Raw genomic sequence first — 16,990 nt, 5'->3', positions numbered from 1 at the left:
GATCTATAAAGGATATTTAATTCTGAAAAATATTTTACCTGATTAAGCTGGAAAAACTGCAAACCACAACTGAAATTAAAATAATTACCCCAGGTAAAGATCAATTAAGCCCTCGGGAGTGCTAAGGTAGATGGTTTTCTCCTTTTTATCCACTTTTTCAATGAACTCGTCATTCATTGGGATAAGGATTTCTTTACCATTTTTCTTAATTTCAAATAGTGCCTGCGCGGTAGAATCATTTACAGAAGCTATTTCTCCAATATTGCCATGGGTGGCATCTATAACAGTAAAGCCAATAATTTCATGGAAATAGAACTGGTTTTCTTCCAGTTCTGGCAGCAGGGTGAGAGGGAGATAAAGTTCACAACCTATAATATCTTCAGCATCATATTCAGTATCAATATCCTCAAATTTGGCACGTAACAGAGTGCTTTTGTGAAGTGCACTTCTTTCAATAAAAAATGGAACCAGATTATCGTTATATTCAACGAAAACTGATTCCATTTCTGTGTAAGATTCAGGTTCATCGGTGTCCAGTTTTATAAGCACCTCCCCTTTAAAGCTAAATTTGCTAACGATTTTTCCTAAATAGAAACACTCCTCTTTAGTCATCGCCGGCAGGTTGAATTAAGCGTTCTTTTTTTCTTCTGTAGCTGCTTCGTCGGCAGTTTCAGTGTCCACTTCTTTTTCAACATTTGCTTCAGGTTCATTTCCTTCAGTTACTGCAGCGCCTTCATAATTTTCATCGGCAGCAGTTTCTTCTTCAGTACCTTTAGCTTCAGCCTCACGCTTAGCGTTTACTTCTTTTTCAGCTTCCAAAGCTTTAGCTCTGGCTGCTTGCTGGTCTTTGGTTAAATTTTCTTTCTTAGAGTTAATTTTACCTTCTTTTTCCTCTAACCAGGCCTGGAATTTCTTCTCAGCCTCTTCTTCGGTTAAAGCGCCTTTTCTAACTCCAACAGCAAGATGTTTTTTAAGCAAAGCACCTTTGTAAGAAAGGATAGCACGGGCAGTATCTGTAGGTTGTGCTCCGTTCTGTAACCATTTTACCGCACCGTCAACATCTAATTCGATAGTTGCAGGATTAGTATTTGGATTGTAAACCCCAATTTTATCAAGGTATTTACCGTCCCTTTTTGCTCGCGAATCGGCGGCAACAATCCAGTAAAAAGGTTTTCCTTTTTTACCGTGTCTTTGTAATCTTATTTTTACAGGCATAAAAATTAATTTGTGGGGTTCCCGACCCCGGTTATTAATAAGGCTGCAAAGATACTACATTTTTCTAATTTACAAGTTTTTGGATATTCAATTTTCTTTATAATTCTGCTATAATATAAACTGGTTCAGAAGCTTGAAATGCTAATTATGATGCTTTTAGGGAAAGTAATTTGGATGCTGTTAAAAGCAGTTAATTAGTGCTAAACCCTGTTAAATGGGTTGGTATCAGTGATATAGAGATGTATCTTAGTAAGAAATAAAAACAATCAATAGCTATGAGTTATTCAAAAGAAGTTGCCAAGAAATTAAATGAACTTTTAGAAAAAAGTTACGATGCAGAGAAAGGTTTCAAATTTGCAGCGGAAAATGTAAAGAATTCAGAATTAAAATCATTTTTTAAAAGCAAGGCACAGGAACGATATGACTTTGGTCATGAACTTAAAGCTGAAATAGCCAAATTTGGCGAAGAGCCAGAAAAAGGTTCAGATTTGGCAGGTGATGCTCACAGAACGTGGATGAATTTAAAAACAAAGCTTTCCTCAGATAAAGAGGAAGCTGTGCTTGAAGAAGCTGCGAGAGGTGAAAAGGCAGCAGTAGAAGATTATGAGGATATTCTTAAAGATTCCAGTATCCCGGCTTCTACAGGAAACATTTTAATGAAGCAGAAAAATGCTATTATGGAATCGCTCAATAAAGTAAAAATTCTTGAAAAGCAATTTGATTAAATAAAGATGAAGAAGAAAAGATACGAACAAATGTTTGACTGAAGTAGTAGTAGTTTAAGTGTTCGTATCAGGCCTCACAAATAAGTACCTTATGGTCACTGTTTGTGAGGCTTTTTTTATGCATTTAGCCATTCTTTAATTTCTTTTTGATAGGATCTTCCGCTAATAAGCTTTGTTCTTTCTTTGTCTTCGAGTATAAAAGCGAAACGACTATTAAAATAGCCGTGAACTTCTTTAATATAGTCAGTGTTTAATAGCAAAGACCTATGGATTCTTCTAAAATAATCAGGAAGCTGAGATTCTAAATTTTGTAGACTTTGCTCAGCCAGATGTTCCTGACCATTTTTCATAAGTGCGCTTATATATTTATCCTTTGCTTTAAAATATGCAATCTCCCGAAGTTTTAAAAAGATAATTTTTTTGTCGGTTTTTACCGTTATGCTCGTCAGTTCTTTCTTAGGCTTACTATTTTCTATTGATTGCAAAAAATCAAATATTTCAGCTTTCCCAAAATGAGGATGAAAGTTATCGAGTTTTAAAAGACTCTTTTGCAGTCGTTCCTGCTTTACGGGTTTAAGCAGATAATCGATGCTGTTAGTTTCAAAAGCCTGTAGTGCATATTCATCATAGGCTGTACAGAAAATCACGAGGGGGATTTTTTTAAGTTTCGACAGCATTTCAAAACCTGTCATCCCGGGCATTTGGATATCGAGAAAAATAAGATCGGGTTGGAGATTGTGGATCTGTGTAAGTCCATCTTCTCCGTTAATAGCGAATCCAATGATATTGATTTTCTCAGGATATTTTGATAAAAGCCTGGTAAGCCTGATTTTTGCCGGCTCTTCGTCTTCAATTATTAAAGTTCTATAAATCATTGGGCAGCTTTTTTTAATTCATTTTTGGAAATGCATATCCAAATTCTTTTTTCAGGAGTGTTTTCACGGGAAAGTTCGGCCTTATCTTTATAGGTCAAATTTAGAATATCATAAATACTTTGCAGCCCATATCCTGAAATACTACCTTCTTCAAAAGCAGGACCATTGTCGAACACTGAGATTTCTATGTTTTCCCAAATTTGAATGATACTGAGTTTAATTTTTCCGGTGGAATCTAATGTGGAAACCCCGTGTTTAATTGCATTTTCCAGTAAAGGCTGAATAATGTTCCTCGGAATGAGATAATCAAAGAGTGTTTCATTAATTTCAGTATTGAACTGAAGTTTTTCGCCAAAGCGGATTTGTTCAATTTCCATATAAGCTTTGGTAGCATCGACTTCTTCCTGGATGGTACAAAAGGGCTGGTTTTTTCTGTTGAGGTTATGCCGGAACAAATCTGATAACGACAAAGCCATCTTTTCAGTTTTGTCTGCGTTGATATGAGCGAGGCCGGCAATTGAATTGAGAGAGTTGTACAGGAAATGCGGATTGATGCGTGCGTGAAGGGACGCGACTTCGGCTTCGGCTTTGGATGCTGTAAGCTGGCTTAACTGAAGATCTTTTTCCAGGATTAAATTTTCGTTTTTTTCCCTAAAGTAAAAGAATATACTGCGGACCAAACTGAAAGTTAGCAAACAAATACTTCCGAAAATTATTATCGATATAGATTTAGAACTAAAATCTTGAGTCAGTCCTAATATGGAAAGTCCTGCAACTAATACTGATATTACAAAATTTGCGGTTCTTGTTAAAAACCGGGTAAATAAAGTTCTGGATTGGGTGAGAATAAAATGATCTAAAGTAAATAGAAGTAATGAAAATAAAACTGCAAAAACACTAATACTGCGTATGAGTGCAAGAAAGACTACGATACCCCTGTGTTCGTATGCGTCACCAGAGGGATGCGTTTGACTGGGCAGGATTTTGAAATAGCTGTAAAGCAGAAATAGAGACGCGGTTATAATAGCAAGGATAAGGCTTGGCAAAACATAATTAAGAATTTTATATCTTAATTTGAAATGCGTTATAGGCCAAAAAAGTAGGGAGGCTATCAGGATGATAAGAAATACAAAAACCAGGAGTTTTAATGTCTGAAGGACATCTGGTGAGAATATAAAATTTAACCAGGCCCAGTATCCATACCTGTCCACAATATAACTTTCTACCTGCTCTTTAAAATCATTGGAATATAATTTCCATATCAAGAACTTGTCTAAATCTGTAAGTTTATAATATGAGTCGTCATTTAAAATCTGTTGATCTATTAAAATTTGTTGATCTATGGACGGGTTAATTAGTATGCTCTCAGATTCAAAATTGCTCTCAGGAATCTTTCTGTACCTGGAAAAATCTGCTTTAATTAAACCTTTTAATGCCCATTTAAATATTGTACTGGCGCGATATTCTTCGGGGGCTCCCAAAGATAAGTTCTGTAAAATAATCTCGTTGTTATAATAACCATTTTTGTTTCCAATTTCTAAGTTGGTTTGGTCAACACGAAAATTTATAGCGTTTTTTGTAGAGTCTTTTATTGTACTAATCTCTATGAGGAAATTAGCTTCTTCCTTTGTTTTGGAATAAGAAACAGTCTGAGAGATTAGAGGATCAATCTGATCAATTAGATTTTGAAGTGTTAAACTGTCTTTCTCAGTTGGATTAATTAAATAGTAGCTGATGTCATCATAGAATCTTTCACTGGGATAAAACTGTTGTAAAAGAAAATTCCAGGCTTCCTTTTCTTGTTCAGGAGTGAGATTGATTTCTGATTGACTAAAAGAATTACCCCAGCAACTTATGAAAAGGATTAGAAGTAGAAGTTTATTCATTGCAGTAAATATTAGAAAGTTCGTTGTATAGAGCAAATAAACTTTCTTATTTCAGTGTCCAGAAGTGTTTTCCGACGAAGTGCGATATAATCTGACGGGTTGCAAAAACTCATTAATAATTGGTGTAAAGCTATAGGTAATTTATATTCAGCAATTCTTTGGATACTTGGCCTGCACCATTTTACCCAAAATCCCAGACTTTAAAGATTTGCCAGGATTGGCTTTAAATATTTTAAATTAGCAGGTAGCCCTTGGCCTTTCGGAAATAAGGAGCAATAGCATTTTTAATTTATATCGATCATGATATCAATCATCGCAATTGACTCATCATCTGAGTTTTTTAACTTCAAAACCGTCTCCTGGAATAGCCTCACAGGCCAGTTTGAACCTAATTGCCGGGTAACAGTAAGTGATTCAGATGCGCCAAATTCGAATGAGTTGAACTGGGCCTTAAATATTTCCCCTATCTGGTCAACCCCATTTGTTTTATTTTCTTCACCAACCATTCCTCCGACTGCTTCTGTGGCCTGGTTGGAAAAAGCCGACATCGACTTTTTATAAGCTTCAAAGTCAAATTCCTTTTCCCTGACAACATTAAAGGTATTGGGGTTCTCGGTTTTTGCCATATAAGTTTTTACTTTGGCACCGTTAAAATTTTCTAATTGGAAAGGATTTGCCATAGTATCCACTGTGATTAGGGTGTCAACCTCTGTATATCTGATTTTGTATGAATCCAGGATAAGGTCCAGGGTCCTCAAGGCTTCATCGCTTTCCTGAAGTTCAGCCAAGAGATCGTTCAGCTGAACAGTTGCAGCCTCTAGCTTTCCAGGAGCTTTATCCTTTAAAACTTCTATTATCCCGCTATGGATTTTTCGCAAATCGGAATGGTATTCCTTTTCATTTAACAAGGTCGAGGACAATGAATCCTTACTTACTACAATTTCCCTGTCGAGATTAGGCTGACTGGAAAGTTCGCCCAATAACTCATCGTAGAAAGTGCTTCCTAGAGCAACAAGTTTATTCTCCGTTTTAAACCTGATTTTAGAATTGTCCACTGTTTCCTCCTCGATAAAAAGCTGGTTCTTTATAGATACTATAGTGTCTGTAGTAGTTATGCCGTTTCTTATTTCTTTCCCTTTTAGTTTTATACTTATTGCTTTGGAGTCTCCAGCTTTCCAGTCCATTTTTTGAACAATTCCCTGGGAGAAACAGGAACCACTAATTAAAAGCAACAGGATTATGAAGGGTGATTTTTCCATGGTTGGTTTTTGTTTTTGAGCCATTATCATTTTGCATTTTTGATGTGTAATTTAAGAACATCAAATAAAAATTCTCCTCTCAAGTCTCTAGCAATAATTTTTCCCTTGTCATCTATTAAAAATGAACTTGAAAAACCTTAGACATCATACAACTCAAAAATATTCTAAGTAAAGTTGATTTTTTGAGTCTTTTTCAAGCAATAAACTTATTTATGTTTCTCCAGAATCCTTGGTAACTCATAATTGAAATTGTTCATGGGGAAATCTCCATCTATTAATTCCCCCTGTTTATTAAGGACAACATACCGCGGGATACCATTAAATTGGAAAAGCTGCCGGAACCTATTATAAATGTCGGTAGTCACCCTGTGTAGGTTTTTCATTTCCTGCTTCTTAACAAAATTATTATAGCTATTAATTGGAGATAAAGCCTCATCTGTGATGAAAACAAATTCAAAATCGGGATTATTTTCATACTTCTTTCTGGTTTCTTTCATCCTTTTTATGGTGGCTATACAAGGTCCGCAGGTTGTTGCCCAAAAGTCAATAAAGAGGATTTTGCCCTGGTATTGATCGACTATTTCATAAAATAGATCTTTTGCTTTACCACTTGGAAGAGAAATAGTTTCGGATTTTATAGCAATTGTATGAGTATTTGCATTATCGGGCTTAGCATTCAGTTTAGGAAATTTTTTTTGAATAATTCTATTGCCCTCTTCTATTAGGAAGCCATTGTCAATAGTAGCAGAAAGTTCACTCCAAAATTGATTAGCCACATCTGCATCTGTTATTCGTCCCATAGTAAATTTTAAGCTTCTAACTTTTGTGATGTCGTAGGCCAAATCATTTTCTAAATGAAGGTGATTTACCATTACCGAATCCTTTTTATGCCATGGCTCCATAAAATCAATAGATTCATATTCTTCTATGTATGGATTTACATATTTATTTCTATAAGCTTGAATTTCTTCTGAATATTTCTCATTAACTGGTTTTATTTTTTCTTCAAACTTTTTGATTTCATCCGTTGCCGTCGACTCAAAAGAATGAGGTTTATAAAGGTTTATTTCCTCTTCTGTGAGAGGGATCTTTTGCAAATCAAAATATTCAAGCAAGCTAATTTCAGGATTAAATCTTTTTTGGTTTGCAACAAATTTTATAGGATCTGCATATTCGAAACGGTTTATGAATTGACCAAAATCCCGGTCTACAAGAAGTGACTGGTCATTAAGTGGAAGGTCTTTTAAGAAGCTATAATGTTCTGGCTCGATTTTCTCTTTTAAGATTTCATTATCTGGATATGACCTTTGAAAATCCTTTTTATACATTATGTAGTTCAAAATCCGTGTTGCTGTGATGAGTTCTTTTTTATTGGTCAGGAGTATTTTTGTCTTTTCCAATAATTTATTCTCTGAAATATATTTTGCTATTAGTCTTTCATTTTCCTTCTTTTCGTCCAGAGCTAATTTTCTTAGATCTTCAAAGTAAAGGCTTAGAGTATTCTCTTTAAAATCTGAGTAATTAAAAGGAGAAAAATTTAAGCCTGTGATTTCTTCATTGATCCTTGCCAGCTTACCTTTAAAAACCACGGCATCTTGGGGATAGTACCTGCTATTGTGACGTTCTGCTTCGAGAAATTTTTCCCAATCCAGTACTATTCCCAAGGTCTGCCCGGGCTCGAGGTAAAAATTTAATGACTTGTTATTGAAGTTTAAATAAGATGTTATGGGATGGATCAAAGGAATCTCTGCTTCAAACCTTCCATCTGGTTGGATTTCAATTGTAACCGGGTAATCTTCCCGCGTTAATTGATTTGATGCATAATAAATCCCAGTATCGAATCCTGCTTTTCTGTCATAACCTTTGATATAACCAATCAATTTAGCTGGTTCTTTGCTGAAGAACCTGTCGCTTTCATAATCCTGGATAGGTTCCTGTTTAACCTTTGCCAGTTCTGCATCCATCCATTTTTCAATATTTTCAGGAACTTCAGGAGATAAAGCCGGGTCGTAGGCTGGGTTTTGTGCGGTCAGGTCGGTCAGGCTAAAAAAGGCGATGAGAACGGAAAGAATCGAAAGTTTTGCTTTCAAAATTATGGTTTAAAAAAAAATTAACCTTTTAAAGGTAATAAAAAAGTATTTCAAATTATTTTAACATCTCATGATAACAGTATGAGTTGGCGAGCTTGATTATCCAATTCTTCAAAATTTGTGATCATTAAAGACTTCCTAATACCAGTTATTGTTCAATATTTTTAGAAGCCTCCCACGAAAAAAATGGATTAAATCCGGGTATTAATAGCATTGGTTATCTGTAGTTATAGTATTTTATTCAGCTATTTTTACTTCATTATTTTTCTTATTCTTTTTAAATAGAATGAATGAAAAGGTCAATAAAAGGAAACCTCCTATTAGTTTATAAAATGAAAAATCAGCAACGATGGTAGAGTACAGATTGGGAATCTGATTTGTTAATCTTCTTATTATAAACAACCTCATTATCCCGTTTAGAGCCTCTGAGGCAATAATAATTAGTACTAGTACAGGAATATTAATAAGTTTTTTCAATATTGGTTTTCCTTTTTTAAAACTGAAATATACTGAACTGCAAAGAACTAAAGGAACAATTACTAATAGCAGGAGATATATAATCCTAATGGTGGAGTGATTTAGTTCAAGGGATACTGAAGATATTAAAAGAGAATTAGTTAATAATTCAATTAGGGTATCAATTGCGATATATATTAAAGCTCCTTTTAAATATGGAATTAGTGTATTTATAAAAGCCGCACTACTATCAACTTTTTCATATTCTGAACTAATTTCATCTATGTTTCCAATTCTATTTCTCGCAACAAGAAACGATTCTTCTTGAGTTAGGTCTTTTTTAGATAAATCAGACATCAAATCCAGTAAGTGATTTTCTAATTCCTGAACATTACTTTCTGAAAAAGATTTTTTGGACTTTAATGTAGTTTTCCAATCCTCTATACTTCTTTCTAAATTAAATTTGGCTCTGCTTTCCATAGTTTAGTGATAATTTCGTTAATAGTCATCCAGTTTTCTTTTTCAACGGAAAGCTCTTTTTTTCCTTCATTACTGATTTGGTAATATTTCCTCTTTCTTCCAGACTCTGCCTTTTTCCAAGTCGATTGAACTAATCCTTTTTTTTCTAATTTGTGGAGAACAGGATAGAGGGTTCCTTCTCCAAATTCCATTTTTCCACCAGAAATTTCCTTAATACTCTGAATTATTTCATACCCATAAGATTCGCCCTTTGAAAGAATTGATAAAATAATTGGTATTGAAGAGGCCCCAATTAATTCTTTTGATAAGTTTTCCATTTAATTTTTAATTAGAACAATAAATATACATAGAAGTTCGATGTATAGCTAATAAATCTGATTTTTTTTATTGGTTACAACGTCCTGCATAAAAACAGATGAGCTTGCAAGCTTGATTTTCCGTAGGATAATGGCATTGCAAGTGAGAACGAACTTCCGAATTGAGACAGATCTAAGTATGGTTTTTAGTACCAATCAAAAAGCAGTAGTTAAATCCTCCAATACTTTTAGGATACGTCACCACCAGTAATGTCGTACCAATTTTTTAATTTGGATAAATAAACTTCTTGCTCTCAGTGTTCAGAAGTAATTTCCGACCAACTGCAAGAGAGCAGCGTGAACTGCAAATTCGATGGTTGATAACTGATGATATTTTGGTTTTTACTCACCTTAAATTATTCTTAATTTAGCCAGATAGGATGATGCTGTAATAGCTTTTCTACTTATCATTTAAAGCCTACCTCGATGTACCTGATTTTTGATACTGAAACTACCGGATTACCAAAGCGCTGGGATGCTCCCCTAACTGATTCTGACAATTGGCCACGTTGTATCCAGATTGCCTGGCAGTTACATGATGAGCTGGGAAGGCTTGTGGAAAGTCAGGATTATCTGGTAAAACCTGAAGGTTTTAATATTCCTTATGATGCAGAGAAAATTCATGGTATTTCTACTGAACTCGCAGAGGAAAGTGGAATAACTTTAAATGAAGTTCTAGAAAAATTTCAAACTGCGCTCAATAAGTCAAAATTTGTTGTGGGCCAAAATGTTGGTTTTGACGTTAACATTATGGGAGCTGAATTTTTTCGCCTTCAGATGGAAAATTCATTACAAAAATTGCCAATTCTGGATACATGTACCGAGGTGACTGCAGAAATGTGTAAAATTCCCGGTGGCCGCGGCGGTAAATTTAAACTTCCAACTTTAACCGAGCTACACGAATATCTTTTTGACGAACCTTTTGCTGAAGCCCACAATGCTACTGCCGATGTGGAGGCGACTACCCGTTGTTTCCTGGAGCTGGTGCGCAAAAGAATGTTCACCAAAGAACAACTGGATGTTCCGGCAGATTATTTTGAGAACTTTTCAGAAGCAAATCCGCAGCCGGTACAACTTATCGGCCTAAAACATATTAATCTCAAGAAAGCTTCCGAAGAAATAAGGAAACAACTTCAAAAGGAGAAACCTTCCGATGAGATTACAACGGCCGAAATTGAGGAAAACCTTGAAAAACTGGATGAGGTTCCTTTTGCGCATTTGCATAACCACTCCCAGTTTTCGGTATTGCAGTCTACCATCAGCATTCCCGACCTTGTAAAAGCTGCAGGAGAAGAAAATATGCCGGCGGTCTCACTTACCGATCATGCCAATATGATGGGTGCATTCCATTTTGTGAAAGAGGTTGGTGCCTATAACAAATCGGTCAAAGCCAAAAATGCTGAAGCGCTGGAAAATAATCAGCCTGCAGAAGCTAAAGAATTAAAGGCTGTTGTGGGGTGTGAATTCTTTGTGTGCGAAAATCATCTTGACAAATCCAGGAAAGACAATGGTTACCAGATCGTGATGCTGGCTAAGAATAAGAAAGGCTATCATAATTTGGCAAAGATGTCTTCCATCGCCTATACCGAGGGTTTTTATTACGTTCCGCGGATAGACAGGGAGGTGATTAAAAAATATAAGGAAGATGTAATTGTACTCACCGGAAACCTGTATGGGGAAGTTCCCAGTAAGGTGTTGAATGTTGGGGAAAGGCAGGCAGAAGAAGCCTTGTTATGGTGGAAGGAAGAATTTGGCGATGATCTTTATATGGAGATTATGCGGCACAACCAGGAAGATGAAAACCGGGTGAACCCCGTGTTGATAGATTTTGCCAAAACTCATGATGTAAAACTTGTTGCCACCAATAATACCTATTACTGGAAACAGGAAGATGCCAATGCGCACGATATTTTACTTTGCGTAAAAGACGGGGAAAAACAAGCCACGCCAATCGGCCGTGGCCGAGGCTATCGCTATGGTTTGCCAAACCAGGAATACTATTTTAAGTCTGGAGAAGAGATGAAAAATCTCTTTAAAGATTTACCTGAAGCGATTTCCAATGTGAAGGAAATTGTAGATAAAATTGAGCCTTTTGAACTGGCACGGGATGTACTATTACCGGCGTTTACCATTCCGGAGGCTTTTTTAGTGGAGGAAGATAAAGTAGATGGGGGGAAACGAGGCGAAAATGCCTATTTAAAGCACATTACTTTTGAAGGTGCCAAAAAGCGCTATAGTGATCTTACGCCGGAAATTGAAGAACGGCTGAACTTTGAGCTTTCGGTAATAGAAAATACCGGTTATCCCGGATATTTCCTTATTGTGGAAGACTTTATTCGTGAAGCACGAAATATGGATGTGTCAGTAGGACCGGGGCGTGGTTCGGCGGCGGGAAGTGCCGTGGCCTATTGCCTGGGAATTACAAATATTGATCCCATAAAGTACGACCTGCTGTTTGAGCGTTTCCTGAATCCGGATCGTGTGAGCATGCCCGATATTGATATTGATTTTGATGATGAAGGCCGGAGCCGTGTAATGGATTACGTGATCAAGAAATACGGGGCCAATCAGGTGGCGCAGATTATTACCTACGGAACCATGGCCGCCAAATCTTCCATCCGTGATACGGCACGAGTGCTGGATTTGCCGCTGATGGATGCAGACAGGATTGCGAAACTTATTCCGAATACCAAACTCGGGAAGATTTTTGGAGTAGATGAGAAAACGCTGAAAAGTAAATTCCGAAGTGAGGAAATGGAGAAGATCAATGAACTTCTCAATATTGCTGAAGGAGACGATCTTGAAGCAGAAACTCTTAACCAGGCCCGTATTCTTGAGGGATCGGTTAGAAATACGGGTATCCATGCCTGCGGAGTAATTATTACCCCAAGTGATATTACTAATTATGTGCCTGTATCTGTCGCTAAGGATTCCGATTTATATGTCACCCAGTTTGATAACTCGGTGGTGGAAAGTGCCGGCTTATTGAAAATGGACTTTTTGGGCCTTAAGACTTTGACCTTAATAAAGGACACGGTAAAGATTGTAAAAGGCCGGCATGATATAGACCTGGATCCTGATAATTTTCCGCTGGACGATGAGGAGACATATAAGCTTTTCCAGCGGGGAGAAACGGTAGGGATATTTCAGTATGAATCTCCCGGGATGCAGAAGCACATGAAAGACCTTAAACCCACTGTTTTTGATGACCTTATTGCCATGAATGCGCTTTACAGGCCCGGCCCGATGGAATATATTCCGAGTTTTATTGCACGTAAGCATGGAAATGAAGAAATAGCCTACGATTTACCCGATATGGAAGAGTACCTGCAGGAAACCTACGGAATTACGGTGTACCAGGAGCAGGTGATGCTGCTTTCGCAGAAACTGGCAGGATTTTCCAAAGGTGATGCCGATATGTTGAGGAAGGCAATGGGTAAAAAGATCTTTGCTTTACTGGAACAGCTAAAACCGAAGTTTTTAGACGGGGGAGAAGCCAAAGGTCATCCAAGGGAAGTGCTGGAGAAAATCTGGAAAGACTGGGAAGCATTTGCGGCCTATGCCTTTAACAAATCCCACTCCACCTGTTATGCCTGGATTGCTTACCAAACGGCCTACTTAAAAGCTCATTATCCTGCGGAATATATGGCAGCCGTACTTTCCAATAATATGAATGATATTAAGCAGGTCACTTTCTTTATGGAAGAGTGCAAGCGTATGAAGCTAAATGTGCTTGGACCCGATGTAAATGAATCCTACTATAAATTTTCGGTAAATAAAGACAATGCCGTAAGATTTGGAATGGGTGCGATAAAAGGAGTGGGAGCAGGAGCAGTGGCTACAATTGTTGAAAATCGTAAATCTGAAGTGGGACCTTACCGTTCCATTTTTGATATGGCCAAAAGGATAGATTTACGGGCGGCCAATAAGAAAGCTTTTGAGAGTCTGGCTCTGGCCGGTGGCTTTGACGGATTTGGAGATACACACCGGGCACAATATTTCCATAATGACGGAGACAGTATGAGCTTTTTGGAAAAGGTGATAAAATTCGCTGCGAAATTTCAGGAGAACGAAAATTCTTCGCAGGTAAGCTTGTTTGGAGAAGCCAGTGATGTACAAATCCCTGAACCAACGGTGCCGCCATGTGATTCCTGGGGCACTATGGAAAAGCTAAGGAGGGAAAAAGAAGTGGTGGGAATTTACATTTCCGGGCACCCGTTGGACGACTTTAAAAAGGAACTGCAGTATTTCTGCAATGCCACTTTAGCCGATTTTAACGAGATGGAGAAGTTTGTAAACCGGGAACTTTCTCTTGGCGGTGTGATAAGCGATGTGCAGCACCGCACCTCAAAAATGGGCAAAGGCTGGGCTACGTTTTTTGTAGAGGATTATAATGAAACTTATGAATTCCGGATGTTTGGGGAAGAATACCTGAAGTTCAGGCATTTTCTGGTGCCGAATTCCTTTGTGCATATCAAAGCTTTTATAAAAGAAGGCTGGACCAATAAGGAAACCGGGAAAAAGAGCGAACCCAGGATCCAGTTTAACAGTTTTCAGCTGTTGCATGACCTTATGGATACCTATGCGAAAAAACTTACCATTCAACTGGATATAAATGACCTCAAGGAGGAGAAAATTACTGCTTTAAAAGATCTTTTCAGAACACATCGCGGGGATCATAAACTGAATTTTGTGGTTTATGAAATGAAGGAGCAGGTGAAGCTGCACATGCCCAGTAAACGCCAGAAAGTAAAAATTTCGCAGGAGTTGCTGGAGGCGCTGGAAGAGGAGCAGTTGAATTATAAGTTGAATTAGTAAGCCTCACCCGATCTTTTCTCCCAAAAGGGAGAGGGGAATGCTTATCAACAGGCAATATTCAGTTTCTTGCTGTTAGAAATGGTTCCTCCCCTTTTTTAAGGGGAGGTGGCTGAAAGCCGGAGGGGTTTCGGGTAGGGATTGTAGCAAGCTACCTTGTAGCGCGGAAAGCCCGGCCGAAGCGAAGCGGAGGACCCGCAACATAAAAACAGCCAATCTGCAGATAGTTAAATATGATGTAAGGGGTGTAAGATTTGCAGAAATAATTGACTATTTTTACGTATTGTATAAAATCGAATCAAAATAATATATTATGGCAATTGAAATAACAGATGCGACTTTTGAAGAAAAAGTTTTGAAAAGCGATAAACCTGTAATGGTCGATTTTTGGGCTGCATGGTGCGGACCTTGTAGAATGGTAGGCCCTATAATTGATGAAATTAGTCAGGAATATGAAGGAAAAGCTGTGATTGGAAAGCTTGATGTGGATGCAAATCAGGAATTTGCGGCGAAATACGGAGTTAGAAATATCCCGACCGTTTTGGTTTTTCAGAATGGGGAAGTTGTTGGGCGCCAGGTAGGTGTTGCTCCTAAAAATACATATGCTGAAGCAATAGATCAACTATTATAGTACGATCATAACTAGAATATCAAAGGGCCTGATGAAAATCGGGCCTTTTTTGTTTATATTCAGGAGTTGGAAATTGGATTAATGAATTTACAGGAAGAAATAAATAAAAGTGGAGGCTTTACCAATCTGGATCTTTTGGCGCGGCAGGTGGTGGAAGGTTATATTTCGGGCATTCATAAAAGTCCGTTTCACGGTTTTTCTGCGGAATTTGCTGAGCATAAAATTTATAATGACGGTGAAAGCACGAAACATATCGACTGGAAACTTTTTGCCAGGACCAATAAGCTCTATACCAAACGATATGAAGAGGAAACCAATCTAAGGTGTCATTTAATCGTGGACAATTCGGCTTCCATGCATTATCCAAAATTGTCAAAACAAAGCATAGGTTCCTTAAATAAGATTGGCTTTTCTGCCCTGGCTTCGGCCTGTATCATGCAAATGATGAAGCGGCAGCGCGATGCGGTGGGTTTGAGTGTGTACAGCGATGAATTTGAGTTTTATGCGCCTGAAAAAGGCAGCGAGCGGCATCACTATATGCTGTTAAATACTTTAAGTCATCTTATTACCAATAAGCCAACAGGAAAAGCTACTGATACTTATAAATATTTGCACCAGATCGCTGAAAAATTGAAAAAACGATCTTTGGTTTTTTTATTCTCCGATATGTTTCAGGCCGATGTGGAGGAGGGGGAATTGTTTGAGGCTTTACGACATTTAAAGTATAACAAACACGAAGTGGTGCTTTTTCATGTTATGGATGCTGAAAGGGAACTGAATTTTGATTTTGACAATGTTCCCAAACGGTTTACCGATGTGGAAACCGGTGCTCAGGTAGATTTATATTCGGAAAATATCAGGGAAAATTATCGGCAGGAGGTGGAGAAGTACATTGAAGCAATGAAGCTGGAATGTGCCAGGTATAAGATTAATTACGTGCAGGCGGATATTAATAGAAATTTTGAAAAAATTATAACTTCTTATCTTGTTGAAAGACAAAAGCTTGGTTGAAGACGATTTTTTTTTGATGAAAAAAAATTAAAAAAGGTTTGCAGGATTGTAAAACGGTGGTATATTTGCCCTCGCAATAAAGCAACGGTCTGGTAGTTCAGTTGGTTAGAATACCTGCCTGTCACGCAGGGGGTCGCGAGTTCGAGTCTCGTCCAGACCGCATAGTTGCAAAAGCCTTTCAGAAATGAGAGGCTTTTTTTATACCTGAATTTTAATGAGTTTGTTGCTGATCCTGAATCATGGATCATTCATGGATCAAGCCTAATTCATGATTGTGTGTTTAGGGAAAACTGCCGAGGGAAAGGTGGAATCTGTGGTTAGTTTACTTTATATATTTTAGTTACCAAAACTCCTTTAAAACCGGGAGATTGAACAGACAATAGTTGTTTTTCTTCTTTGACCTTAAAGTTGAACGGTGATGCGGAAAGGTCTACGCCGCTTTGTTTTTTTAGCCTGATTCCCTGTCCGGAAATAATGTCCTTATTGGGTTCAAAGTCTTCTTCCGGTAAGTGCTCGGTTAGAATTACAGCTTTAAAATCATATAATTTTTCCACCACACTTTTTATTTCAGCATTCGATAAATGTTGCAACACCTGTCTCAGTATCACGTAATCTCCAGAAGGCAAATCATCTGTTGCAATATCTAAAGCATGGAATTCTAAATTATCTGCTTTGAATTCTTTTTTATTATGCGTTATAAGCTCCGGAACTATGTCTATAGCAATGTACTTTTTGCAATACTTTACCAGTTCTTTGCCAACATTAAAATCCCCGCAACCCAGATCACAAACCACCGGAGGAGTTTTAAAGTCTTTCAAAAAAGCAGATACTGCAGCTATGTATGAATTTACAGTTTCAGGATGATGTGAGCCTAAACCGGAGTAGAATTCAGTTTTCTTACCACCCCATAAGTTGTGTTCATAAATCTGCGCCATGGCATCTTTAGTTAGCCACGGCTTTTTTATATTTTTCTTTTTTGCCATTAAAATGATAAATCGGTTTGTAACTTTAAAGAGTATGTACGTCAAAGTAAGTATTAAAACCTGGAGTGTAGAACCTATACCAATCCACTTATATTTGCGACCGCGGTTACCCTCTTTAAAGGAGTTCCTGTAGAGAGTGTTGCAAAGATGCTTGGCCAGTAGAGCTTTTCTCGGTATCTATTCCGGTTATTCCAACACCTACCACTTT

The 16,990-nt window shown here is 37.5% G+C and carries 13 protein-coding genes and 1 tRNA gene; 5 read left to right on the top strand and 9 right to left on the bottom strand.

Annotated elements, in window-relative coordinates; translation table 11 throughout:
• Positions 1-84 precede the first annotated feature (84 nt).
• Positions 85-612: a ribosome maturation factor RimM gene (gene rimM, locus RM539_RS17650; RefSeq protein ID WP_311504745.1), complete on the bottom strand. Its 528-nt coding sequence runs from the start codon at positions 610-612 to the stop codon at positions 85-87.
• A 15-nt stretch (positions 613-627) separates the two neighbouring features.
• Positions 628-1,215: a 30S ribosomal protein S16 gene (locus RM539_RS17645; RefSeq protein WP_311504744.1), complete on the bottom strand. Its 588-nt coding sequence runs from the start codon at positions 1,213-1,215 to the stop codon at positions 628-630.
• Positions 1,216-1,490: 275 nt separating this feature from the next.
• Between RM539_RS17645 and RM539_RS17640 the strand changes: the two genes are divergently transcribed.
• Positions 1,491-1,940 (top strand): ferritin-like domain-containing protein, encoded by a 450-nt coding sequence (locus tag RM539_RS17640; protein ID WP_311504743.1) that lies wholly within the window; start codon positions 1,491-1,493, stop codon positions 1,938-1,940.
• A gap of 116 nt (positions 1,941-2,056) precedes the next feature.
• Here the strand turns inward: RM539_RS17640 and RM539_RS17635 are convergent, their stop codons facing one another.
• From RM539_RS17635 to RM539_RS17610, 6 genes are all read right to left on the bottom strand, one after another.
• Positions 2,057-2,815, bottom strand: coding sequence for a LytR/AlgR family response regulator transcription factor (locus tag RM539_RS17635; RefSeq protein ID WP_311504742.1), 759 nt, complete (start codon positions 2,813-2,815; stop codon positions 2,057-2,059).
• Positions 2,812-4,701, bottom strand: a complete 1,890-nt coding sequence (locus RM539_RS17630) for a sensor histidine kinase (protein ID WP_311504741.1) — start codon at positions 4,699-4,701, stop codon at positions 2,812-2,814. Before RM539_RS17630 ends, RM539_RS17635 begins: the two co-directional genes overlap by 4 nt.
• Positions 4,702-4,985: 284 nt before the next feature.
• The gene (locus RM539_RS17625; protein ID WP_311504740.1) at positions 4,986-5,984 is read right to left on the bottom strand and encodes a hypothetical protein; all 999 of its coding nucleotides are present in this window, start codon (positions 5,982-5,984) and stop codon (positions 4,986-4,988) included.
• A gap of 182 nt (positions 5,985-6,166) precedes the next feature.
• Entirely contained in the window at positions 6,167-8,050 is a 1,884-nt protein-coding gene (locus RM539_RS17620) for a TlpA family protein disulfide reductase (RefSeq protein ID WP_311504739.1), read from the bottom strand.
• Positions 8,051-8,287: 237 nt separating this feature from the next.
• Positions 8,288-8,986, bottom strand: a complete 699-nt coding sequence (locus RM539_RS17615; RefSeq protein ID WP_311504738.1) for a hypothetical protein — start codon at positions 8,984-8,986, stop codon at positions 8,288-8,290.
• On the bottom strand, positions 8,959-9,303 hold the full coding sequence (locus RM539_RS17610; protein ID WP_311504737.1) for a PadR family transcriptional regulator: 345 nt from the start codon (positions 9,301-9,303) through the stop codon (positions 8,959-8,961). The genes RM539_RS17615 and RM539_RS17610 overlap by 28 nt, the downstream gene beginning before the upstream one ends.
• A 465-nt stretch (positions 9,304-9,768) precedes the next feature.
• On the opposite strand from RM539_RS17610, the gene dnaE reads away from it, so the two are divergent.
• From dnaE to RM539_RS17590, 4 genes are all read left to right on the top strand, one after another.
• Entirely contained in the window at positions 9,769-14,157 is a 4,389-nt protein-coding gene (gene dnaE / locus RM539_RS17605) for a DNA polymerase III subunit alpha (protein ID WP_311504736.1), read from the top strand.
• Between the two features lie 313 nt (positions 14,158-14,470).
• A complete protein-coding gene (trxA, locus tag RM539_RS17600; protein WP_311504735.1) occupies positions 14,471-14,788 on the top strand; it encodes a thioredoxin in 318 nt (105 codons plus the stop codon).
• A gap of 81 nt (positions 14,789-14,869) precedes the next feature.
• Complete coding sequence (locus tag RM539_RS17595) at positions 14,870-15,799, top strand: DUF58 domain-containing protein (RefSeq protein ID WP_311504734.1); 930 nt, start codon at positions 14,870-14,872, stop codon at positions 15,797-15,799.
• Positions 15,800-15,885: 86 nt separating this feature from the next.
• A tRNA-Asp gene (locus RM539_RS17590) sits at positions 15,886-15,959 on the top strand.
• A 157-nt stretch (positions 15,960-16,116) separates the two neighbouring features.
• On the opposite strand, the gene RM539_RS17585 is transcribed toward RM539_RS17590, so the two are convergent.
• Complete coding sequence (locus RM539_RS17585; protein WP_311504733.1) at positions 16,117-16,782, bottom strand: class I SAM-dependent methyltransferase; 666 nt, start codon at positions 16,780-16,782, stop codon at positions 16,117-16,119.
• Positions 16,783-16,990: the final 208 nt, after the last annotated feature.

The sequence above is a fragment of the Autumnicola musiva genome, assembly GCF_031846585.1.
Classification (GTDB): domain Bacteria; phylum Bacteroidota; class Bacteroidia; order Flavobacteriales; family Flavobacteriaceae; genus Autumnicola; species Autumnicola musiva.
This window is presented reverse-complemented; position numbering and strand designations above follow the sequence as displayed.